This is a genomic window from Kitasatospora sp. NPDC056731, from assembly GCF_040687675.1.
In the GTDB taxonomy this organism is placed as follows: domain Bacteria; phylum Actinomycetota; class Actinomycetes; order Streptomycetales; family Streptomycetaceae; genus Kitasatospora.
Genome location: NZ_JBFBNR010000006.1, coordinates 67,826 through 89,501, shown reverse-complemented (window position 1 = coordinate 89,501; position 21,676 = coordinate 67,826). Strand labels below are relative to the sequence as shown.

General features: G+C 71.2%; 19 protein-coding genes. 12 read left to right on the top strand and 7 right to left on the bottom strand.

Annotated features, from left to right (window positions below; translation table 11 throughout):
* Positions 1-2 precede the first annotated feature (2 nt).
* On the top strand, positions 3-1,655 hold the full coding sequence (locus AB0R04_RS08250; protein WP_363369220.1) for a hypothetical protein: 1,653 nt from the start codon (positions 3-5) through the stop codon (positions 1,653-1,655).
* Between the two features lie 66 nt (positions 1,656-1,721).
* On the opposite strand, the gene AB0R04_RS08245 is transcribed toward AB0R04_RS08250, so the two are convergent.
* Genes AB0R04_RS08245 through sdhC form a run of 4 tightly spaced genes read right to left on the bottom strand, consistent with a single transcriptional unit; the run spans position 1,722 to position 5,172 of the window.
* Positions 1,722-2,495 (bottom strand): succinate dehydrogenase iron-sulfur subunit, encoded by a 774-nt coding sequence (locus AB0R04_RS08245; protein WP_363369218.1) that lies wholly within the window; start codon positions 2,493-2,495, stop codon positions 1,722-1,724.
* Positions 2,495-4,237: a succinate dehydrogenase flavoprotein subunit gene (gene sdhA, locus AB0R04_RS08240; protein ID WP_063349041.1), complete on the bottom strand. Its 1,743-nt coding sequence runs from the start codon at positions 4,235-4,237 to the stop codon at positions 2,495-2,497. The genes AB0R04_RS08245 and sdhA overlap by 1 nt, the downstream gene beginning before the upstream one ends.
* A 54-nt stretch (positions 4,238-4,291) precedes the next feature.
* A complete protein-coding gene (locus AB0R04_RS08235; protein WP_063349042.1) occupies positions 4,292-4,783 on the bottom strand; it encodes a succinate dehydrogenase hydrophobic membrane anchor subunit in 492 nt (163 codons plus the stop codon).
* 8 nt (positions 4,784-4,791) lie between these two features.
* Positions 4,792-5,172, bottom strand: a complete 381-nt coding sequence (sdhC, locus tag AB0R04_RS08230; RefSeq protein ID WP_063349043.1) for a succinate dehydrogenase, cytochrome b556 subunit — start codon at positions 5,170-5,172, stop codon at positions 4,792-4,794.
* Between the two features lie 254 nt (positions 5,173-5,426).
* Between sdhC and AB0R04_RS08225 the strand changes: the two genes are divergently transcribed.
* On the top strand, positions 5,427-6,212 hold the full coding sequence (locus AB0R04_RS08225; protein WP_363369215.1) for a hypothetical protein: 786 nt from the start codon (positions 5,427-5,429) through the stop codon (positions 6,210-6,212).
* 46 nt (positions 6,213-6,258) lie between these two features.
* On the opposite strand, the gene AB0R04_RS08220 is transcribed toward AB0R04_RS08225, so the two are convergent.
* Together AB0R04_RS08220 and AB0R04_RS08215 are read right to left on the bottom strand one after the other, a co-directional pair.
* Positions 6,259-6,744, bottom strand: coding sequence for a 2-oxo-4-hydroxy-4-carboxy-5-ureidoimidazoline decarboxylase (locus tag AB0R04_RS08220; RefSeq protein ID WP_063349045.1), 486 nt, complete (start codon positions 6,742-6,744; stop codon positions 6,259-6,261).
* Between the two features lie 391 nt (positions 6,745-7,135).
* Positions 7,136-7,891, bottom strand: coding sequence for an SDR family oxidoreductase (locus AB0R04_RS08215; protein WP_363369213.1), 756 nt, complete (start codon positions 7,889-7,891; stop codon positions 7,136-7,138).
* 140 nt (positions 7,892-8,031) lie between these two features.
* Between AB0R04_RS08215 and AB0R04_RS08210 the strand changes: the two genes are divergently transcribed.
* From AB0R04_RS08210 to AB0R04_RS08170, 9 genes are all read left to right on the top strand, one after another.
* On the top strand, positions 8,032-9,621 hold the full coding sequence (locus AB0R04_RS08210) for a methylmalonyl-CoA mutase family protein (RefSeq protein ID WP_363369211.1): 1,590 nt from the start codon (positions 8,032-8,034) through the stop codon (positions 9,619-9,621).
* Positions 9,622-9,804: 183 nt separating this feature from the next.
* Positions 9,805-11,058 carry an amidohydrolase gene (locus AB0R04_RS08205; RefSeq protein ID WP_363369209.1) on the top strand — a complete coding sequence of 418 codons (1,254 nt, stop codon included), beginning with the start codon at positions 9,805-9,807 and terminating at the stop codon, positions 11,056-11,058.
* Positions 11,059-11,487: 429 nt separating this feature from the next.
* Positions 11,488-12,549 carry a BMP family ABC transporter substrate-binding protein gene (locus AB0R04_RS08200; protein WP_363369207.1) on the top strand — a complete coding sequence of 354 codons (1,062 nt, stop codon included), beginning with the start codon at positions 11,488-11,490 and terminating at the stop codon, positions 12,547-12,549.
* Between the two features lie 260 nt (positions 12,550-12,809).
* Positions 12,810-14,423 carry an ABC transporter ATP-binding protein gene (locus tag AB0R04_RS08195; protein WP_363369397.1) on the top strand — a complete coding sequence of 538 codons (1,614 nt, stop codon included), beginning with the start codon at positions 12,810-12,812 and terminating at the stop codon, positions 14,421-14,423.
* Positions 14,424-14,428: 5 nt separating this feature from the next.
* Positions 14,429-15,595 carry an ABC transporter permease gene (locus AB0R04_RS08190; RefSeq protein ID WP_363369205.1) on the top strand — a complete coding sequence of 389 codons (1,167 nt, stop codon included), beginning with the start codon at positions 14,429-14,431 and terminating at the stop codon, positions 15,593-15,595.
* Positions 15,592-16,857 carry an ABC transporter permease gene (locus tag AB0R04_RS08185; protein ID WP_363369203.1) on the top strand — a complete coding sequence of 422 codons (1,266 nt, stop codon included), beginning with the start codon at positions 15,592-15,594 and terminating at the stop codon, positions 16,855-16,857. The genes AB0R04_RS08190 and AB0R04_RS08185 overlap by 4 nt, the downstream gene beginning before the upstream one ends.
* The gene (locus AB0R04_RS08180; protein WP_363369202.1) at positions 16,854-17,258 is read left to right on the top strand and encodes a cytidine deaminase; all 405 of its coding nucleotides are present in this window, start codon (positions 16,854-16,856) and stop codon (positions 17,256-17,258) included. The genes AB0R04_RS08185 and AB0R04_RS08180 overlap by 4 nt, the downstream gene beginning before the upstream one ends.
* Positions 17,259-17,354: 96 nt before the next feature.
* Positions 17,355-18,632 carry a thymidine phosphorylase gene (locus AB0R04_RS08175; RefSeq protein ID WP_363369201.1) on the top strand — a complete coding sequence of 426 codons (1,278 nt, stop codon included), beginning with the start codon at positions 17,355-17,357 and terminating at the stop codon, positions 18,630-18,632.
* A gap of 46 nt (positions 18,633-18,678) precedes the next feature.
* Positions 18,679-19,065, top strand: a complete 387-nt coding sequence (locus tag AB0R04_RS08170; RefSeq protein WP_363369200.1) for a helix-turn-helix transcriptional regulator — start codon at positions 18,679-18,681, stop codon at positions 19,063-19,065.
* A 235-nt stretch (positions 19,066-19,300) separates the two neighbouring features.
* On the opposite strand, the gene AB0R04_RS08165 is transcribed toward AB0R04_RS08170, so the two are convergent.
* Entirely contained in the window at positions 19,301-20,578 is a 1,278-nt protein-coding gene (locus tag AB0R04_RS08165) for an MFS transporter (protein WP_363369199.1), read from the bottom strand.
* Between the two features lie 92 nt (positions 20,579-20,670).
* Here AB0R04_RS08165 and AB0R04_RS08160 point away from each other — a divergent pair, with 92 nt between their 5' ends.
* Positions 20,671-21,648, top strand: a complete 978-nt coding sequence (locus AB0R04_RS08160; protein WP_363369198.1) for a LysR family transcriptional regulator — start codon at positions 20,671-20,673, stop codon at positions 21,646-21,648.
* Positions 21,649-21,676 lie beyond the last annotated feature (28 nt).

Here is a 21,676-nt window from a genome sequence, read left to right as displayed (position 1 = left end):
CCATGACACTTCGACATGCCCGCAGACTCGGCGGCCTGACGGCGGCCGCGATCGCGGCCGGCCTGCTGGCTGCGCCGGGGGCGGCTGCGGTACCGGGAACGGCAGTCACTGACCCGAAGGCGCTGCCCGTACCGGGCTTCGCCGCCACGGGCCTGCACACCGACGCCTGTGACGACACCACCGCCCCCGGCTGGCTGGCGGTCGCGAACCCTGCGCTCACCGTCACCGCCACCTCCGCGCAGGTGCGCTTCGCGGTTTGGGACGACTCGACCCCGGGCCACGACCAGATCGTCGACACCACCACCGACACCAGCGCCGGCACTGCCAAGCTCCCCACCAGCGGCCTGGCGGACGGTCACAGCTACTCGTGGAAGGCCTGGTCCGCGGACTCCGCGGGTACCGGAGAGCCCACCGCGACCTGCCACTTCCGGGTCGACCTCACCCACCCGGGCCTGGCCGTCTCCTCCACCGACTTCCCGGAGAGCGGCTCGGGCACCACGCCCGGCAAGTACGCGGGCGAGAACGGCGTCTTCACCCTCAAGGGCACCGACGCCGCGCCGGCCGGCGGCGAGGCCTCCGGGGTGGCCTGCTACCAGTACGTGCTGAACGGCACCCTGGGCGTCGGCTGGGACTGCGCCTCCGCGCACACCGTGAAGGCGGGCGCCGGCGGCAGTGCCGCGCTCACCCTCAAGCCCAAGGACTGGGGCACCAACGTCCTCACCGTCCAGGCGATGGACAACGCCGGAAACGTCGGCCAGCCGTCCACCTACACCTTCTACGCTCCGTGGGACTCGCGCCCCAAGCCGGCCGCCCCAGGCGACGTCAACGGCGACGGTGTGCCTGACATCCTGCTCCCGGACGCCCAGGGCAACCTGCAGATCATCAGCGCCGGCGCGACGGACACCACTCCGAGCTCCACCATCCCGGGCGCGCTCGCCCCGCTGCAGGCCGGCTGGCAGGACGACCTGGTGCTGCACCGTGGCTGGGCCAACACCCATGGTCCCGCCGATGACCTGGTGGTGCGTCCCAAGGGCAACCCGAAGTTCCTGTACGTCTACGTCAACGGGCACCAGGGCGACTTCAGCGGCCAGAACCCCATCCTGGCGCGGAAGCCGTCCGGGTGCATCGACTCGGCCGGGGCGTCGATCACCTGCCCCGGCGACTACGTCGCGGACTGGTCGGGCGCCGACCAGCTCGTCCCGGTCGGCGGTCGCTTCGGTGCCGCCCGGCCGTCCCTGCCGGTTCTCGTCTCGGTCGAGCACGGCAAGCTCTACGCCTATGTCGACAGCTCCCGCAACTACGTCGTCGCCCAGCCCATCGCCACCACCGGCGACTGGAGCGGATACGACCTGATCGCCCCCGGTGCGGACGCGGCCGGCAACCTCGCCCTGTGGGCACGTGACCGGGCGACCGGTGACCTGCACGCCTACCCGGTCCCGAAGCAGTCGAACGGCCTGCTCGACTTCTCCGCGCTCGCGGACCCGAAGGCGAACGTGGTCGCCACCGGCTTCACCACCGCCGCCTACCCGACCCTCGGGAGCTCGGGCGACGGTGACGGGGACGGCACGCCGGACCTGTGGGCCGTGACCGCCGACCGGCACCTGGTGACCTTCAGCGGCTGGTCCGCCCCGAAGGACCTCGGCGCGCTGCGCTGAGCCCATGGCGAAGGCCCCCGTCCGATCATCCGATCGGGCGCGGGCCTTCGCCGTGTCAGGCGGAGATCAGAAGCGGCGGGTGACCAGCGCCCGCTTCACTTCCTGGATCGCCTTGGTGACCTCGATGCCACGCGGGCAGGCCTCGGAGCAGTTGAAGGTGGTGCGGCAGCGCCACACGCCCTCACGGTCGTTGAGGATCTCCAGGCGCTGCTCGGCGCCCTCGTCGCGCGAGTCGAAGATGAAGCGGTGCGCGTTCACGATCGCGGCCGGGCCGAAGTACTGGCCGTCGTTCCAGAACACCGGGCAGGACGACGTGCACGCGGCGCACAGGATGCACTTGGTGGTGTCGTCGAAGCGCTCGCGCTCCTCGGCGGACTGCAGGCGCTCGCGGGTCGGGTCGTTCCCCTTGGTGATGAGGAACGGCATGACGTCCTTGTACGCCTGGAAGAACGGGTCCATGTCCACGACCAGGTCCTTGAGGACCGTGAGGCCCTTTATGGCCTCGATCGTGATCGGCTTCTCCGGGTCGACGTCCTTGATCAGGGTCTTGCACGCCAGCCGGTTGCGGCCGTTGATCCGCATGGCGTCGGAGCCGCAGATGCCGTGCGCGCAGGAACGGCGGTAGGTGAGGGTGCCGTCCTGCTCCCACTTGATCTTGTTGAGCGCGTCCAGGACGCGTTCCTTCGGGTCGAGCGTCAGCTGGTAGTCGACCCACACCGGGTCCGGGTGCTCCTCCGGGTTGAACCGGCGGATCCGGAAGGTGACGGTGATCAGCTCGACGCCGCCCGCCTCGACCGCGTCCAGAGCGGCCGAGTGCTTCTCCACGGTAGGAGTGCTCATCAGTACTTACGCTCCATCGGCTGGTAGCGGGTCGTGACGACCGGCTTGTAGTCGAGGCGGATGGAGGTGCTGCCGTCGGCGGCCACCTCCTGGTACGCCATGGTGTGCTGCATGAACTTCACGTCGTCACGGGTCGGGAAGTCCTCGCGGTAGTGGCCGCCGCGCGACTCCTCGCGGGCCAGCGCGGAGACGGCCAGCACCTCGGCCAGGTCGAGCAGGTTGCCCAGCTCGACGGCCTCCAGCAGGTCCGTGTTGTACCGGAAGCCCTTGTCCTGGATCGAGACGTTCTTGTAGCGCTCCTTCAGCGCGGCGATGTCCTCGACCGCCTGCTTCAGGGTGGCGCCGGTGCGGTACACCATCGCGTTGGCGTCCATGGTCTCCTGCAGCTCCTTGCGGATCTGCGCCACGGACTCGGTGCCAGCGGCCTCGCGCAGGCCGTCGACCAGGGCCTGGACCTTCTCGGCCGGGTTCTCGGGCAGCTCGACGAACTCGTGCACGTTGGCGTAGTCGGCGGCGGCGATGCCCGCGCGACGGCCGAACACGTTGATGTCCAGCAGCGAGTTGGTGCCCAGGCGGTTGGCGCCGTGCACGGACACGCAGGCGACCTCGCCGGCCGCGTACAGGCCCGGGACGACGTCGGTGTTGTTGCGTAGCACCTCACCCTCGACGTTGGTCGGGATGCCGCCCATGGCGTAGTGCGCGGTGGGCTGGATCGGGATCGGGTCCGTGTAGGGCTCGATGCCGAGGTAGGTGCGGGCGAACTCGGTGATGTCCGGGAGCTTGGCGTCCAGCTGCTCCGGCGGCAGGTGGGTCAGGTCCAGGTAGACGTGGTCGCCGTCCGGACCGCAGCCGCGGCCTTCGCGGATCTCGGTGTAGATCGCGCGGGAGCAGACGTCACGGGACGCGAGGTCCTTCATGACGGGGGCGTAGCGCTCCATGAAGCGCTCGCCGTCCTTGTTGCGCAGGATGCCGCCCTCGCCGCGGGCGCCCTCGGTGAGCAGGATGCCCATGCGCCAGATGCCGGTCGGGTGGAACTGGAAGAACTCCATGTCCTCCAGCGGCAGGCCGCGGCGGTACACCAGGGCCTGGCCGTCACCGGTGAGGGTGTGGGCGTTGGAGGAGACCTTGAAGAACTTGCCGGTGCCGCCGGAGGCGAACACGACGGACTTGGCCTGGAAGACGTGGATCTCGCCGGTGGCCAGCTCGTAGGCGACGACGCCGGCCGTCTTGCCCTCGTTGATCAGCAGGTCGAGGACGTAGAACTCGTTGAAGAACTCGACGCCGTGCTTGACGCAGTTCTGGAACAGCGTCTGGAGGATCATGTGACCGGTGCGGTCGGCCGCGTAGCAGGAGCGGCGGACGGGGGCCTCACCGTGGTTGCGGGAGTGCCCGCCGAAGCGGCGCTGGTCGATCCGGCCCTGCTCGGTGCGGGAGAAGGGCAGGCCCATCTTCTCCAGGTCGAGGACGGCGTCGATGGCCTCCTTGCACATGATCTCGGCGGCGTCCTGGTCGACCAGGTAGTCACCACCCTTGACCGTGTCGAAGGTGTGCCACTCCCAGTTGTCCTCCTCGACGTTGGCGAGGGCGGCGCACATGCCGCCCTGGGCCGCGCCGGTGTGGGACCGGGTGGGGTAGAGCTTGGTCAGGACGGCGGTGCGGGTGCGCTGCGTCGACTCGATGGCCGCGCGCATGCCGGCGCCGCCGGCGCCGACGATGACGGTGTCGTACTGGTGAATCTGCATGGGGGTTCTAACTCGCCTCTGGCCTCTGCCGATTGCCGATTAGATGCTTTGTCGTCAGATGTTGGGGTCGAAGGTGAAGATCACCAGGGTGCCGAGCAGCACGGTGAAGACCGTGGCGGTACCCATGAGCCCCTTCAGCCAGAGCCGGGTCGAGTCCTTCTCGGCGTAGTCGTTGATGACCTGCCGCATGCCGTTGGCGCCGTGGAGCATGGCGAGCCAGAGCATCGTGAGGTCCCAGACCTGCCAGAACGGCGAGGCCCAGCGGCCGGCCACGAAGGCGAAGCCGATCTTGGAGACGCCGCCGTCGAGCACCAGCATGATGAGCAGGTGCCCGAGGATCAGGACCACGAGGACGATGCCGGACAGGCGCATGAAGAGCCAGGCCAGCATCTCGAAGTTGGTGCGGGTGCGGCGCGGGGTCTTCGGGGTCCGCTTGCGCGGCGGCTCGATGACGAACGCGTCGGCCGGGTTGCCGGTGCCGAGGCCCTTGCCGGTGTGCGCGTGCGCGGAGGGGACGACCAGCGCGTCGGAGTATTCCGTGGACATGTGTCAGCTCACTTCCCGAACCAGGAGATCAGCGTGTGCTGCAGGATCCCGTAGAAGGAGCCGGCCATCAGCACGACCCAGACCGCCACGACGGTCCAGAGCATCTGCTTCTGGTACTTCGGGCCCTTGGACCAGAAGTCCACGGCGACGACCCGCAGGCCGTTGAGGGCGTGGAACAGGATGGCGGCCACCAGGCCGTACTCCATCAGGTTCACGAGAGGAGTCTTGTACGTCTGAATGACGGTGTCGTACGCCTCGGGCGACACTCGCACCAGAGCGGTGTCCAGGACATGGGCGAACAGGAAGAAAAAGATGAGGACGCCGGTGACTCGATGAGCCACCCAGCTCCACATGCCTTCCCGGCCGCGGTACAGCGTTCCAGCCGGCACGGAAAAACCCTCCGGAAGCGATTGGGGGCTCGGCCGGCTTCGGTGTCGGTCAGCCCGGCCAGGTACGGTCCACCGGCCGCCAGCATCCTATCGACGCTGCGTCGGGAACCGCCTCCGGGGGTCTCAGGTGTGATCAATCAGGCACGACTGGCCTAGCCGGACGGGAACCGGCGGCACTTTGGTCGCTCTGGGTGACGGCCCGACTGCGTTACGGTGGCGGCCCGCTCCGCCGCCGACACCCTGCCGAGGCCCCCGTGCCGCTTCGCCCCGTCCGACCGTCCGCCGCCGCCCTCGCGGCCCTGCTGCTGCTCGCCACGGGCTGCACCACGGTCGGCGGCTCCTCCGCGGACCGGGCCGGGCCCGGCCGCGAGCTGTCCGCGGCCGAGCTGCGGGCGGCCGCGGTGGCCGGTGCCGACCTCGGGGCGGGCTACACGGTGACGGTGATGACGCCAGGCCACGGCGACACCGGGGCGGGCGCGGGGAGGGAGGTCGCGGACGTCCCGGCCTGCCAGCCGCTGCTGGACGCGTTGACCCCGGCCGCCTCGGCCGCCCCGACCGGCGCCGCCTCGGCCTCGCCGGCCCCGGGCTACCCGTACGCGGAGACCGACCTGAGCGTGGCCCGGACCGCCGACCCCAGGGGCGGCGTGTACGGCGGCCTGCTCGGCTACCGGACGGGGCGGGCGGCCGTGCTCCAGACGGAGCTGGAGACGCTGTTCGGCCCGTGTGCCGCCTTCACCTCGATGGCCCCGGCGCCGCCGGCCGAGAAGCCGGGGAAGAAGGCGCCGATCCGGACCAGGCACCGGCTGAACCGTGAGGACACGCCCACCCCCGGGGGAGCGGACGCCGCGCTCGGATTCACCCTGACGAATGAATCGGGGAGCGCGGTGCTCTCGCAGCGTGCGGTGCTGGCCCGGATCGGGCCGGCGCTCGCGGTGTTCACCACCTTCGGGGTCGCCACCGAGCCGGCCGCCGCGCCGGACGAGGTGATCGTCCGGCAGCAGGTGGCCAAGCTGCGGGCCGCCCAGGCGAAGAAGAAGTAGCGGGCGGAGAGGGAGTGGGCGGGATGGGGGAGGAGGAGGCGGCGGCTCAGCGCGCCCCGGCCTCCGAATGGGTGGCGACCAGGTGCTCCAGTCGGGTGAGGGCGATCCGGCGGAGCTCGTCCGCCGCGATCAGCCGCTCCTCGTCCGGGTCGTTGGCCAGCCGGGTGCGGATCGAGGAGAGCACGGTGTCGAGCATCTCCTCCGGGGCCACGCCCTCCAGGCAGACCACGAAGACGTGGCCGAACCTGGCCTCGTACGCGGCGTGGGCGGCCCGCAGCGCGGTGTGCGCGGCCTGGCTGCCCGGTGCCCGCATGCCGAGCAGCGGTTGCGGCATCCAGCTCTCGTCGGCGAGCGCCTCGGCCAGGTCGGCCGGGCGGAGGTCGTAGGAGGCCTCGCTGGCGGCGGCCAGCAGGGACTCTATGTCGGGGTAGGGCCGGTGCGCGGTGAGCCGCAGGGCCCAGCGGTGGCTGCCGCAGCAGGCCAGAAGGGCCTCCTCGGCGGCGCCGGCATCGGCTTCGTTGAAGCGGTGCAGCCCGAGGAGGGTCGGCTCGGAGCTTGGATCGAGCCGCTGTGGCGGGATGTCGCTGGCCAGCGGGTCCTCCTCGTGAGGGCGGGAAGGTGCCGGTGAAGTGGGGTGGGGTGGAGCAGCTGAAGTATGGGGGCTGCGGGCGGCGTCACGGCGCCGGTCGGGCAGCTCCTCAAAGGTAGTTGAGCCGTCATCAGTTGGGGAGGGCGCGCGCGGAATTCATCCGGACGAGCTATCAAGTTGTGACGTTGACATCCTCGTGTCAGCGCCCTCCCCGCATTCATCTGTTAATCCGGCATCCGCTGATCCGGCACCCCCACCTCAGGAGGGCGGCTCTGACGAGGCCCTTGGCCAGAGGTGTACGGGGTGGCCGGGCCGCCGGTGGATCCGACCGCCGTCAGGCGCGGTGGACCTTGTGGTTGGCGGCCTGGGCGCGGGGGCGGACGACCAGGAGGTCGATGTTGACGTGCGGGGGGCGGGTGACCGCCCAGGCCACGGTGTCGGCGATGTCCTCCGAGGTCAGCGGCTCGGCCACGCCGGCGTACACGGCCGCGGCCTTCTCCTCGTCGCCGCGGAAGCGGGTGACGGCGAAGCCCTCGGACTTCACCATGCCGGGGGCGATCTCGATCACCCGGATCGGCTCCCCGCACAGCTCCAGGCGCAGCGTCGCCGCGATGGTGTGCGCGGCGTGCTTGGCCGCGACGTACCCGCCGCCGCCCTCGTACGCGGCCAGCGCGGCGGTCGAGGAGAGCACCAGCACGGTGCCGTCGCCGGTGGCCCGCAGGGCCGGCAGCAGCGCCTGCGTCACGTGCAGCACGCCGAGCACGTTCACCTCGTACATGGCCAGCCAGTCGGCCGGGTCGCCGTGCTCGACCGTCTCGGCGCCGATCGCCCCGCCGGCGTTGTTCACCAGCACGTCGACCCGGCCCACCTCGGCCGCGAAGGCGTCCACGGCGGCCCGGTCGGTGACGTCGAGCGTGACCGCCCTGGCCGAACCGCCCCCGTCGCCGATCTCCTTGGCCAGCGCCTCGATCCGCTCGGTCCGCCGGGCGGTCAGCACCACGTCGAAGCCCTCGGCCGCCAGCCGGCGGGCCGTCGCCGCGCCGATTCCACTGCTGGCACCGGTGACCACGGCCACCTTCTGCTCGGTCATTGCCACTCCCTGGGGCTCATCCGGTCGTTCACCCGATCATCTCAACCGTGTCCGCGCCCGCGCCGCCCGGTCCCGCTCCAGGTCCTGTCCTACATTGCGAGGACCGACCGATGCCCCCGCCGATCCCGTGGAGGGACCTCATGGCAGCCGAGCCGCGCCGCGCCGAGTCAGGCTTCCCGATCGAGCCGCTGTACGGCCCGGAGGCGCTGGCCGACTGGGATCCGGCGAGCAGGCTCGGCCGGCCGGGGGAGTACCCGTACACCCGGGGCGTCTACCCGACGATGTACGCCGGCCGGCCGTGGACGATGCGCCAGTACGCGGGCTTCGGCACCGCCGCCGAGTCCAACGCCCGCTACCGGCAGCTGATCGCGGGCGGCGGCACCGGCCTGTCGGTGGCCTTCGACCTGCCCACCCAGATGGGCTACGACTCGGACGCGCCGCTCGCCGCCGGGGAGGTGGGCAAGGTGGGCGTGGCCGTCGACAGCGTCGAGGACCTGGCCGTGCTGTTCGACGGCATCCCGCTGGGCGGGGTGTCCACCTCGATGACCATCAACGCGCCCGCCGCGCTGCTCCTGCTGCTCTACCAACTGGTCGGCGAGGCCCAGGGGGTGGCGCCGGCCCGGCTGACCGGCACGGTCCAGAACGACGTGCTGAAGGAGTACATCGCCCGGGGCACGTACATCTTCCCGCCGCAGCCCTCGCTGCGGCTGGTCGCGGACGTCTTCCGGTACTGCCGGGCGGAGATCCCGCGCTGGAACACCATCTCCATCTCCGGCTACCACATGGCCGAGGCCGGGGCGGATCCGGCGCAGGAGATCGCCTTCACGCTGGCCAACGGCATCGCCTACGTCCGTACCGCGATCGCCGCCGGGATGGCGGTGGACGACTTCGCCCCCCGGCTCTCGTTCTTCTTCGTGGCCCGGGTCACGCTGCTGGAGGAGGTGGCCAAGTTCCGTGCCGCCCGCCGGATCTGGGCCAGGGTGATGCGGGAGGAGTTCGGTGCGAAGGACCCGCGCTCGTGGATGCTGCGCTTCCACACCCAGACCGCCGGGGTGCAGCTCACCGCCCAGCAGCCCGAGCTGAACCTGGTCCGGGTCTCGGTGCAGGCGCTCGCCGCGGTGTTCGGCGGCACCCAGTCGCTGCACACCAACGGCTTCGACGAGGCGATCGCGCTGCCCACCGAGAAGGCCGCCCGGCTCGCCCTGCGCACCCAGCAGGTGCTCGCCCACGAGACCGACGTGACCGCCACCGTCGACCCGTTCGCCGGCTCGTACGCGGTCGAGTCGCTGACCGACGAGGTGGAGGCCGCCGCGCTGGCGCTGATGGCCCGGGTCGAGGAGCTGGGCGGCGCGGTGGCCGCGATCGAGCTGGGCTTCCAGAAGGCCGCGATCGAGCGCACCGCCTACCGGCTCCAGCAGGAGACCGACTCCGGCGAGCGGACGGTGGTCGGCGTCAACCGCTTCCGGCTGGACACCGAGGAGCCGTACCGGCCGCTGCGGGTGGATCCGGCGGTCGAGCGGCAGCAGGCCGAGCGGCTGTCCCGGCTGCGGGCCGGCCGGGACCGCGTGGCCGTCGCCCGGGCGCTGGACGGGCTGCGCCGCACTGCGGAGGGGGCGGGGAACGTGCTGTACCCGATGAAGGAGGCGCTGGCCGCGCGGGCCACCGTCGGCGAGGTCTGCGACGCGCTGCGGGAGGTGTGGGGCGTGTACGCCCCGGTGGAGAGTTTCTGACGCCCCGTTAGTAAGGGGCCGGCCGTGACCGCCGCTCCGGGCGGTCGTTGCACAGGGCAAGCAATCGGGGAAGGCGGCTGAAACGAGATGTCATACCCACCTGTTCGGCCGGTATGCGCCCATCCGGGGACTAGTTTTCCAGAAGTCGGGCCAAATCCCCCCAACAGGCCTACCCTTGTTGAGATGAACCGTCCTGAGCCCGCTCAGCCGGGCGCCACTCTGGCCACCGCACGCCCCGCCGCCGAACTGCGCGCCCGGGTCCGGGGGCTGGAGTCCGAGCTGATCGCCTTCCGCCGTGACCTGCACCGGCACCCGGAGCTCGGCCGCCAGGAGTTCCGCACCACCGGCCTGCTCCGCGACCGGCTGGTGGCGGCCGGCCTGAGCCCCCGGGTGCTGCCCGGCGGCACCGGCCTGATCGTCGACATCGTCCCGGCCGGCACCGCCCCCGGCACCGAGTTCCTGGCCTTCCGCGCCGACATCGACGCGCTGCCGATCGACGACGCCAAGACCGACGTGCCGTACCGCTCGACCGTCCCCGGCCGGGCCCACGCCTGCGGCCACGACGTGCACACCGCGGTGGTGCTCGGCACCGCCCTGGTGCTGGCCGAGGCCGTCCGCACCGGCGAACTGCGCCGCCCCGTCCGGCTGGTGTTCCAGCCGGCCGAGGAGGTCCTGCCGGGCGGTGCGCTGGACGTGATCAAGGCCGGGGGGATGGACGGCGTCGGCCGGATCTTCGCGGTGCACTGCGACCCCAAGGTGGAGGTGGGCCGGATCGCCCTGCGCACCGGGGCGATCACCTCGGCCTGCGACCGCCTGGTGCTGCACCTGGACGGCCCCGGCGGGCACACCGCCCGCCCGCACCTGACCACCGATCTGGTGACCGCGATCGCCCGGATGGCCGCCGACCTGCCGGGCGCGCTGGCCCGCCGGATGGACCCGCGCTGGGGCGTCAGCCTGGTCTGGGGCCGGATCGCCTCCGGCTCCGCGCCCAACGTCATCCCGCAGCGCGCCGAACTGGAGGGCACCGTCCGCTGCCTGGAGCTGGACGGCTGGCGCGAGGCGCCCGACCTGCTGCACGAGCTGATCGCCAAGCTCGCCGAGACCTACCGGGCGAAGTGGACGCTGGACTACCACCGAGGGGTGCCGCCGGTGGTCAACGAGGCGGTCTCGGTCGCCCTGCTGGACGCGGCGATGACCGACCGGTTCGGCCGGGAGGGCGCGCAGGTGGTGGAGAGCACCGAGCAGAGTCTGGGCGGCGAGGACTTCTCCTGGTACCTGGAGCACGCCCCGGGCGCGCTGGCCCGGCTCGGCGTCCGCGCCCCCGGTGACACCACCGTCCGCGACCTGCACCAGGGCCGCTTCGACGTCGACGAGCGCGCGATCGGGATCGGCGTGGAGTTGTTCGCGGCGCTCGCCCTGGACGAGCCGCAGGGCTGAGTCGCGGGACTGAGTCGCAGGACTGAGCTGCGGAAACCGAACGGCAGGGCTGAGCCGCAGGGCTGAGCCGCCGAAACCGAACGGCAGGACTGGGCCGCGGGATTGAGCGGCGCACACCGTCCTCGGACATCTCCTCGGGCACTGCGTGAACGCCCCCTCGGGCGACCCCCGGGCGACCGGCCGGCACCTCATCTCGGTGACCGGCCGGTTTACCGCCATCCGGGGTTATCGAACGGTTCCGTAGACTGGGCCGCAAAACCAGCTTTGGATCACCGTCCGCGCACGGGAATAGGGCCTTGGGAAGACCGTGAGACCACGGTTTGATAACAACCCGAATGCTCCGGCACCCCGTAACCCAACCGTGTTCTACGCGCGTTACGGTGGCGTCCGACCACGCTAATCAGGTGCGTGTGAGAAGGAGATACTCCCTTGCGCCGTTCAATGAAGCTCGCTGCGGTTGTGCTCTCGGGTTCCCTGGGCATGGCCTCGCTCGCCGCTTGCGGCGCAAAGAGCACTGACAGCAACACCTCCTCCGGTTCGGGCGACGGCTCGATCAAGGTCGGTATGGCCTACGACATCGGCGGCCGTGGCGACCAGTCGTTCAACGACTCCGCCGCCCGCGGTCTCGACAAGGCCAAGGCCGAGCTCGGCGTCGCGGTCACCGAGGCCGACGCCAAGACCGGTGAGGCCGAGGCTGACAAGGAGACCCGCCTCAAGAACCTGATCGACGGTGGTTACAAGACGATCATCGCGGTCGGCTTCGTCTACCAGCAGGCGGTCGACAAGGTCGCCAAGGACAACCCGAACGTCAAGTTCGCGATCATCGACTCGAACGACAAGGACCAGCCGTCCAACGTCACTTCGCTGGTCTTCGCCGAGCAGGAGGGTTCGTACCTCGCCGGCGTCGCCGCCGCGAACAAGTCGAAGTCCAAGCACGTCGGCTTCATCGGCGGTGTGCAGACCGAGCTCATCAAGAAGTTCGAGGCCGGTTACAAGGCGGGTGTGAAGTCCGTCGACCCGAACATCCAGGTCGAGACCACCTACCTGACCACGCCTCCGGACTTCACCGGCTTCAACTCGCCCGACAAGGGCAAGGATGCCGCGCAGGGCCAGCTCGACAAGGGCGCGGACGTCATCTACGCCGCCGCCGGCTCCTCCGGCAACGGCGCCATCGAGGCCGTCGCCAACAAGCCGGGCGCCCTGGCCATCGGCGTCGACTCCGACCAGGCCGCCCAGCCGGCCCTGGCGAAGTACAAGAACAGCATCCTGACCTCGATGGTGAAGAACGTCGACAACGCCGTCTTCTCCTACGTCGAGTCGATCAAGAAGGGCCAGCCGTTCACCGGCATCAAGCTCTTCGACCTGAAGGCCGAGGGCGTCTCGCTCGCCACCACCGGCGGCAAGCTCGACGACATCCAGGACAAGCTGAAGGGCGCCACCACGGCGATCACCTCCGGCGCCACCACCGTCCCGACCGCGCCGGCCCAGTAAGGCCCGCGCGTCCCGGACGCACCAGCGACTGCCGCCTGCCCGGCAGCGCGATGAACGGCAAAGCATCACGGGAGGGGCCCGGCAGGGTGCGCTCAACGCGTACCCCCGGGCCCCGTCCCGTCCCCCCGTCTTCCCCTTGGCCCTCCCAGCGCAACGACGCGCCTCCAGACCACCAGGAGATCGCCATCACCGCATCCGACCCCGTCCCCCCGCGCGAGGACGGTACCCCCAGCGCGGGGACGGCGACATCGGCCGTCGAACTGCGCGGTATCACCAAGCGCTTCCCCGGTGTCGTGGCCAACCACGACATCAACCTCACCGTCCGCAGCGGTACCGTGCACGCCCTGATGGGTGAGAACGGCGCCGGCAAGTCGACGCTGATGAAGATCCTCTACGGCATGCAGAAGCCGGACGAGGGCACCATCGCGATCAACGGCGAGCCGTGCGAGTTCAACACTCCGGGCGACGCCATCTCCCGCGGCATCGGCATGGTCCACCAGCACTTCATGCTGGCCGACAACCTCACCGTGTGGGAGAACGTCGTCCTCGGCGGCGAGAAGCTCCACGGCATCGGCGCCAAGGCGAAGGCGAAGATCAAGGAGATCTCCGACCAGTACGGCCTGGGCGTGCGCCCGGACGCCCTGGTCGAGGACCTCGGCGTCGCCGACCGCCAGCGCGTCGAGATCCTCAAGGTGCTCTACCGCGGCGCCAAGATCCTGATCCTCGACGAGCCGACGGCCGTGCTCGTCCCGCAGGAGGTCGACGCGCTGTTCGACAACCTGCGCGAGCTCAAGTCCGAGGGCGTCACCGTCATCTTCATCTCGCACAAGCTGCACGAGGTGCTGGCGGTGGCCGACGCGATCAGCGTGATCCGGCGCGGCACCACGGTCGGCGACGCCGACCCGAAGGCCGTCACCGCCCGTCAGCTGGCCGAGATGATGGTCGGCGCCGAGCTGCCCTCCCCGGAGAGCCGCGAGTCGACCGTCACCACGACCGAGATGCTCGACGTCAAGGACCTGCGGATCGCCAAGACCGACGCCGAGGGCATCGAGCGCGTCGTCCTCGACGACATCTCGCTGCGCATCCACAAGGGCGAGATCCTCGGCATCGCCGGCGTCGAGGGCAACGGCCAGGCCGAACTGGTCGAGGCCATCATGGGCATGCTGCCGCTGGACGGCGGCACCGTCACCCTGGGCGGCAAGGACCTCTCCGGCTCGCTCACCCGGGCCCGCCGCGAGGCCGGCATCGGCTACATCCCCGAGGACCGCCACAAGCACGGCCTGCTGCTGGAGGCCCCGCTCTGGGAGAACCGGATCCTCGGTCACGTCACCGAGGCGCCCAACTCCAAGGGTGTCCTGCTCGACCCGGGCGCCGCCCGCAAGGACACCTGGCGGATCGTCGAGGCCTTCGACGTCCGCACCCCCGGCATCGAGGTCACCGCGGCCTCCCTCTCCGGCGGCAACCAGCAGAAGCTGATCATCGGCCGCGAGATGAGCCACCAGCCCAAGCTGCTGATCGCCGCGCACCCCACCCGTGGTGTGGACGTCGGCGCGCAGGCGCAGATCTGGGAGCACATCCGGGTCGCCCAGCGGGCCGGCCTGGCCGTGCTGCTGATCTCCGCCGACCTGGACGAGCTGATCGGCCTGTCCGACACCATCCGGGTCATCTACCGCGGGCGCCTGGTCGCCGACGCCGACCCGGCCACCGTCACCGCCGAGGACCTCGGCACCGCCATGACGGGTGCCGCCAGCGGCCACCTCGAGTCCGATGCGGAGGCCGCCGAGCACTTCCACGAGATCCTCGCGGAGGGCACCGAGGCCGAGTCCGACGCCGGCCCCACCGACACCGCCGACGACCCGCAGGCGGGGGAGTAACCCACATGACCAGTCCCAACACCGCCGCCAAGCGCAGCCTGGCGCAGCGGATCAGCGGTGAGCGGATCGTGCTCGCACTGGCGGCGCCGGTGCTCGCGGTCGTGCTCTCCGTCGCGATCTGCTCCGTCCTGCTGGCGACCTCCGGCAAGAACCCGTTCGACGCGTGGAACGTGATGCTCACGTACGCCACCAAGTCGGACGGCCAAGTGGCGATCCTCAACCGGTCCACCACGTACTACCTGGCCGCCGCGGCCGCCGCCTTCGGGTTCCGGATGAACCTGTTCAACATCGGCGTCGAGGGCCAGTACAAGGTCGCGGCGCTGTTCGCGGCCTTCGTCGGCGCCAAGGTCGACCTGCCGGCGATCATCCAGATCCCGCTGCTGCTGGTCACCGCCATGCTGGTCGGCGGCCTGTACGCGAGCATCGCCGGTCTGCTGAAGGTCTACCGCGGGGTCAGCGAGGTCATCTCGACCATCATGCTGAACTCGATCTCGATCGCGGTCGTCGGCCTGCTGCTCGTCCCCGGCATCTTCGCGCCGAAGACGAGCACCACCAGCAACTCGATCCAGACCTCCCCGATCTCGCAGTCCAGCCACTTCTTCTCGATGGAGACGGCGGGTGGCCCGCTCTGGGGCTTCATCTTCATCGCCGCCCTGGTCGGCGTGGTCTTCCAGTTCACCCTGACCCGCACCCGCTTCGGCTTCGACCTGCGGGCCACCGGCCGCTCGGAGTCGGCCGCGACCGCGTCCGGCGTGAACGTCAAGCGCATGGTGGTCATCTCGATGGTGGTCTCCGGCGCGATCGCCGGTCTGATCGGCATGCCCGAGCTGCTGCAGAACTCGTACTACTACGGCCAGAGCTTCCAGTCGAACCTGGGCTTCCTCGGCATCTCGATCGCCCTGCTGGGCCGCAACAGCCCGATCGGCATCGCCTTCGCGGCCCTGCTGTTCGCCTTCCTGGACACCACCGGCTCCCAGCTGCCGCTCCAGGGCGGCTTCCCCTTCGAGATCGTCGACGTCATGAAGGGCACCATCGTCATCTGCGTCGTCGTCGCCTACGAACTGGTGCGCCGCTACGGCCTGAAGCGCCAGCAGCAGAAGGTCGGCGCCCAGCTCGCCGCCCAGCTCGCGGCCCAGCTCGCGGCCACTGAGAAGAAGGAGGTGTCCGCATGAGCACGGCTACCGCCGCGCGTCCGAAGGCGCCGGGCGCGCCCACCAAGAAGCGCAAGATGTCCTGGCCGGTGCTGCTGCTGCTGATCGCGGGCGCCCTGGTCCTGTTCTCCGCCGTGGGCATGGCCACCGGCAACCACGCGCTGACCTCCTCCGGCCAGATCACCGCCGCGCTCAGCGCCGCCGTGCCGATCGGCATGGCCGGTCTGGGTGGTCTGTGGTCCGAGCGGGCCGGCGTGGTCAACATCGGCCTCGAAGGCATGATGGTCGCCGGCACCTTCTGCGGTGCCTGGGCCGGCTACCTGGTCAACCCGTGGGTCGGTCTGCTGGCCGGCATGCTCGGCGGCGCGCTCGGCGGTCTGCTGCACGCGCTCGTGACCGTCACCTTCGGCGTCGACCACATCGTCTCCGGCGTCGGCATCAACCTGCTGATCCCCGGCATCTGCGCGTACGTCAACCGGATCTACTACAAGGACTACATCGCGGTCGGCGCGGGTGCGAACCAGTCGCCGCCGGCGGATCCGCTGCCGTACATCACGGTCCCCGGGCTGTCCTCCGGGCTGAAGAGCATCGAGGGCCACCACTGGTTCCTGGTCTCGGACGTGGCCGGCGTGCTCGGTGGCCTGGTCACCAACATCTCGGTGGTCGTGCTGCTGGCCGGCGCGATGATCGTGGTCAGCTACTTCGTGCTCTGGCGCACGGTGTTCGGCCTGCGGCTGCGCTCCTGCGGTGAGAACCCGACCGCCGCCGAGTCGCTGGGCGTCAACGTCTACAAGTACAAGTACCTCGCGGTCATCGCCTCCGGCGCCTTCGCCGGCCTCGGCGGTGCGTACCTCTCGCTGGTCGCGGCGCACTTCTACAAGGACGGCCAGACCCTCGGCCGCGGCTTCATCGGCCTCGCCGCGATGATCTTCGGCAACTGGATGCCGGGCGGCCTCGCCATGGGCGCCGGCCTGTTCGGCTTCACCGACAGCCTCCAGCTGCGCGACCCGGAGTCGGTGCACGTGCTGATCCTGACCGTCGCCATCGCGATGGCGCTGCTCGCCCTCTGGCAGCTGTACCGGCGCAAGTTCACCGGCGCGGCGATCTCCTTCGTGGTCGCCGGCGGTCTCGGTGCCTGGTACGCGCTCACCGACGAGGTGCAGCGCCCGCTGATCGTCGCCACGCCGTACGTGATCACCCTGGTGGTGCTCTCGCTGGCCTCCCAGCGGCTGCGCATGCCGAAGGCGGACGGCCAGATCTACCGCAAGGGACAGGGCAAGTGACGGCGCCGGCGGCGTCGGCCGCGATCGACTGGGAGCGGCTGCGCGCGGCCGCGCGCGAGGCGATGACCCACGCGTACGCCCCGTACAGCAAGTTCCCGGTCGGCGCGGCCGCGCTGGTGGACGACGGGCGGCTGGTCACCGGCTGCAACGTCGAGAACGCCTCGTACGGGCTCGGGCTGTGCGCCGAGTGCGGGCTGGTGTCCACGCTGCACGCCACCGGCGGCGGCCGGCTGACGGCCTTCACCTGCGTCGACGGCGCGGGCGAACTGCTGATGCCGTGCGGGCGCTGCCGCCAGCTGCTCTACGAGCACGGCGGGCCGGAACTGCTGATCGAGCTGCCCTCGGGGATCCGCCCGATGAGTGAGGTCCTGCCCGACGCGTTCGGGCCGGAGCGGCTCTAGCTTCGACAATTGTTACGCGCGTAGAGTGTCGCGAGTGGGCCGGAACCCGGTCATCTCGCGACACTCTTCGCTTTTGAAACCCCTCTTGGAGCACGCATGGACGCCATCTCCGTCATCAGGACCAAGCGCGACAGCGGAGAACTGAGCGACGCTCAGATCGACTGGGTCATCGACGCCTACACCCGCGGCGAGGTCGCCGACGAGCAGATGTCCGCCCTGGCCATGGCGATCCTGCTGAACGGCATGAAGCCGCACGAGATCAGCCGCTGGACCGACGCCATGATCCGCTCCGGCGTCCGGATGGACTTCTCCTCGCTGCCGCTGCCCACCAGTGACAAGCACTCCACCGGCGGCGTCGGCGACAAGATCACCCTCCCGCTCGCCCCGCTCGTCGCCGCCTGCGGCGCCGCCGTCCCGCAGCTCTCCGGCCGCGGCCTCGGCCACACCGGCGGCACCCTCGACAAGCTGGAGTCCATCCCCGGCTGGCGCGCCCTGCTCTCCAACGAGGAGATGCTCGACGTCCTGCGCTCCACCGGCGCGGTCATCTGCGCCGCCGGTGACGGCCTCGCGCCCGCCGACAAGAAGCTCTACGCGCTGCGCGACGTCACCGGCACCGTCGAAGCCATCCCGCTGATCGCCTCCTCGATCATGTCCAAGAAGATCGCCGAAGGCACCGGCGCCCTGGTCCTGGACGTCAAGGTCGGCTCCGGCGCCTTCATGAAGAACCTCGACAACGCCCGCGAACTCGCCCGCACCATGGTCGGCCTGGGCGCCAACGCCGGCGTGAACACCGTCGCCCTGCTCACCGACATGTCCACCCCGCTCGGCCTCACCGCCGGCAACGCGCTGGAGGTCCGCGAGTCGATCGAGGTGCTGGCCGGCGGCGGCCCCGCCGACGTCGTCGAGCTCACCCTCGCCCTCGCCCGCGAGATGCTCGCCGCGGCCGGCGTGCACGGCAAGGACCCGGCCGACGCGCTCCGCGACGGCTCCGCGATGGATCACTGGCGCCGCATGATCGCCGCCCAGGGCGGCGACGTCGACGCCCCGCTCCCGGTCGCCCGCGAGCAGCACGTCATCCCGGCGCCCGCCTCCGGCGTCCTCACCGAGCTCGACGCCTACGCCGTCGGCGTCTGCGCCTGGCGCCTCGGCGCCGGCCGCGCCCGCAAGGAGGACCCGGTCCAGGCCGGTGCCGGCGTCGAGATGCACGCCAAGCCCGGCGACACCGTCGTGGCCGGCCAGCCCCTGCTGACCCTGCACACCGACACCCCCGAGCGCTACGACTACGCCATCGAGGCACTGACGGGCGGCATCGAGGTCTCCCCGGCCGGCACGGCCTTCACCCCGAACCCGATCGTCCTCGACCGCATCGCGTGACCGTGTGATTACCCCATGTGCGGCAGCGCGCCCTACGCTGCCGCACATGGGAGTTGACCGCTTCACGGTCGAGATCGAACCGGAGGGGGTGGCGATGAACCACCTCCAGTGGAAGACCCGCCGCACGCGTGAGCTGCTGGGCGAGCAGGTGCAGGAGAGCCCGGAGATGGCCGCAGAGCGGCTGGAGTTTCGTTACTCCTGGGCGTTCGGGCAGGCGCTCTACGACCGCCGCACTGCTCTCGGCCTGTCGCAGACGGACGTGGCCCGTCGCGCCAACATGACCGAAGACGAGATCGAGTGCATCGAGGGAGCCGGCACCGTGCCCACCCTGCCGCTGTTGGAAAAGCTGGCGGTGGCTCTGGAAGCCGAGTTGGACCTCCACGTGGTGCCCGGTGCCGATGTGAGGCTTCGCTTCCACGCGCCGGCTGCATGAGGGGCCGACGAGGAGCCCGCACCCGGTTTGCCGGGTGCGGGCTCCTTCCGTGTGCTCAGGCCCGGTCGGCCGGTGTCCTGCGGGTGCGGGTTCAGGCGTAAGTCCGTAGGACGCTGGTGTCGAGCGTCCAGGGGCCGACGGTGATCTTGTCGCCGAAGGCGAAGTCCTTGCGGCGGGTGTAGCCGGGCTCGTCGTGCACGATGCCGGTGCCCTTGCGGGGATCGACCAGGACGTTTCAGGAGCCTACCGATGTTGGGCGGGCCGCCGCGTGGGCCTGGCGGGTGGCGTAGAGGGTGACGGCGGCGGCGAGGGTCATGGCGGTGAGGCCGACGGTGGCGGCGCCGGGCCAGCCGGTGGCGTGGTAGGCGTCGGCGCCCAGGGTGCCGCCGAGGCTGTTGCCGAGGTAGTAGGCGATCAGGTAGAGGGCGGAGGCCTGGGCGCGGCCCTCGGTGGCGGTGCGGCCGACCGCTGAGGAGGCGGTGGCGTGGCCGGCGAAGAAGCCGGCGGTGATCAGGACCAGGCCGAGCAGGGCGCAGACCAGGGACTCGGTGAGGGAGAGCAGCAGCCCGGCGGCGGTCACGCCGATGGAGACGTAGAGCGCGCCGCGGCGGCCGAGTCGGCCGGCGAGGCGGCCGGCCGCGGCGGAGGTGCCGGTGCCGACCAGGTAGACGACGAAGATCGAGGCGGCGACGGACTCGGGCAGGTGGAACGGCGCCGAGATCAGCCGGTAGCCGACGGTGTTGTAGACCGCGCCGAACACGGCCATGAACAGCAGCCCGAGCGCGTACAGCCGCACCAGCAGCGGGTTGCGCAGGTGCCGGCCGACGGTGCGGGCGAGGGCGCGGGCGTCCACCGGGGCCGGGGTGAAGTGTCGGGCGGCGGGGATCAGCAGCCGGAAGGCGAGCGCGGCGAGCAGGGCGAGGGCGGCGGAGGCGGCGAGGCCCCAGCGCCAGCCGAAGGCCGCGGCGGTCCAGCCGGAGAGCAGTCGGCCGCCCATGCCGCCGATGCTGTTGCCGGCCACGTACAGGCCCATCGCGGAGGCCAGGGCGCTGGGGTGGACCTCCTCGGCGAGGTAGGCCATGGCGGTGGCGGGCAGCCCGGCGAGCGCGGCGCCCTGGAGGACGCGCAGCACGACGAGGGTGGTGAGGTCGGGCGCGAACGGCAGGGCGAGGGCGAGGGTGGCGGCGGCGAGGGTGGAGGCCGTCATGACGGCGGTGCGGCCGTACCGGTCGGACAGGGCGCTGGCGGGGAGCAGGGCGAGCGCGAGTCCGAGGGTGGCGGCGGAGGCCGTCCAGCTGGCCTGGCCGGGGGTGAGGTCGAGGTCGGCGGAGAGGATCGGCAGCAGGCCCTGGGTGGAGTAGAGCAGGACGAAGGTCGCGACTCCGGCGGCGAACAGGGCGAGGTTGGCGCGGCGGAAGGCACGCTGGCCGGGGCGGTGGCGGTCGTCGTGCGAGGCGGCGGGGGCGGGGGCATCCGGGGTGGTCACGGATGCCCTGGTATCGGCGGGCTGCATGTCGTCGACGGTAGGCGCGCTGCGGTTGATGCGTCCAATGCATGAACGGTGGATGATCGATGCGTTGTCGTATGAGTCGAGGTGGTGGCGGGATGGCCGGGGCGGACCGGGTGGACGTGACGGACGGCACGGAGCCGTGGTACCGGGTGGCGGAGTTGGGGCCGGACGAGCCGGCGGTGCTGCTGGCGCCCCGGCTGGCCCAGTTCGCGGCGGTGGCCCGGCTGGAGCACGTGACGCGGGCGGCCGCGCTGCTCGGGGTGCCGCAGCCGACGCTGTCGCGGGCGGTGGCCCGGCTGGAGGAGGAGCTGGGTGTGGACCTGCTGGCCCGTCAGGGCCGGACGGTCCGGCTGACCAGGGCCGGCCGGCTGCTGCTGGCCTCGGTGGAGCGGGCGCTGGCGGAGGTCGAGCGGGGTGCGGAGGCGGCCCGGGCGGAGGCCGATCCGGCGGCCGGGCGGGTGGCGTTCGGCTTTCTGCACACGATGGGGACGGACGCGGTGCCGGCGCTGCTGCGCGGGTTCCGGGCGGGGCATCCGCAGGTCCGGTTCCAGCTGGTGCAGGACTACGTCGGGGCGATGCTGGAGCGGTTGCGGGCGGGGGAGTTGGACCTCTGCCTGGTCGCGCCGCTGCCGGACGATCCGGCTTTCACGGCCCGCCCGCTGGACGAGCAGCGGCTGCACCTGGTCGTCCCGGCGGACCACCGGCTGGCGGGCCGGCGGCGGATCCGGCTGGCGGAGGTGGCCGAGGAGCCGTTCGTCGGGCTGGAGCAGGGGTACGGGCTGCGCGCGATCACGGACGGCTTCTGCGCGCAGGCCGGGTTCGTGCCGCGGCTGGCCTTCGAGGGGGAGGAGGCGGAGACGCTGCGTGGGCTGGTCGCGGCCGGGCTGGGGGTGGCGCTGCTGCCGCCGGCGCTGGTGCCGCGGCCGGGGGTGGTGGAGCTGGAGGTGACGGCGCCGCGCACCCGGCGGGCGATCGGGCTGGCCTGGGCGGCGGGGCGGCCGCTGACCCCGCCGGTGGCGGCGTTCCGGGACTTCGTACTGTCCCGGCGGGGCCGGTTGCTGCAGCACGATTGAGCCGCAACTGAAGCCGTAACTGGGCCGA